The following is a 612-nucleotide window of genomic DNA, read 5'->3' as shown; positions in this document are numbered from 1 at the left end:
TGGGCGATGCGGTCGCGGCTTATCTGCCGGAGGTCCACCCCTCGCAGGCCCATGTCGGTGACATCGGGCTGATCCCGGCGGATGGCGAGATCGGCGCCGCGCTCTGCGTGGTCGATGCCTCCGGGCTGATTGTTATCACTGAGCAAGGCCATGGTCGGCGCCCCCGCGCCGATATGACCCGGGCATTCAAGGTCGGCTGACACCCATGAAATTCAGAATTCTGTTCACCGCCGCGCTCTTTGCGCTGGCGGCCGGTCCTGCTCATGCCGGACCTATCGCTGCGGCTGTTGCCTGGGTCGGTGGTGTGATTGCGGCTGGCGGTGCTGCTGCGGCCATTATGCAGATGGCCCTCAGTCTGGCCCTCAACGTGGTGGCGACTGCAATCGCAAAGGCGGTGCGGAAAGCGCCTGAGGTCTCGGTAAAGTTTGAGGTTGAGCTGGGCGATGATACGCCTCTGAAGTTCAGCCTCGGCACCTATGCCACGGCGGGCAAGCGCCGCTATGTCGGCAGCTGGGGCTGGAATACCCGCTTTGTGACCATGGTGGTGGAATGCTCCTCGCTGCCTCAGGGGCTTTCCGGCGTCTGGGTCGGGGATGATCGTGGCGAATTCGC

The 612-nt window shown here is 64.1% G+C and carries 1 protein-coding gene and 1 pseudogene; both read left to right on the top strand.

All coding sequences use genetic code 11. The features are described 5' to 3' along the window. Window positions 1-200, top strand: a 200-nt coding sequence (locus tag H0485_RS21330) for a DUF6950 family protein (RefSeq protein ID WP_435531530.1), incomplete at its 5' end; no start/stop codon positions are given. 5 nt (window positions 201-205) lie between these two features. Next, window positions 206-612: pseudogene (locus H0485_RS21325) on the top strand (phage tail protein); the annotation flags it as partial.

The sequence above is a fragment of the Pseudogemmobacter faecipullorum genome, assembly GCF_020539525.1.
GTDB lineage: Bacteria > Pseudomonadota > Alphaproteobacteria > Rhodobacterales > Rhodobacteraceae > Pseudogemmobacter > Pseudogemmobacter faecipullorum.
The sequence above is the reverse complement of the archived record's forward strand: the minus strand, read 5'-3'. Positions and strand labels throughout refer to the sequence as shown.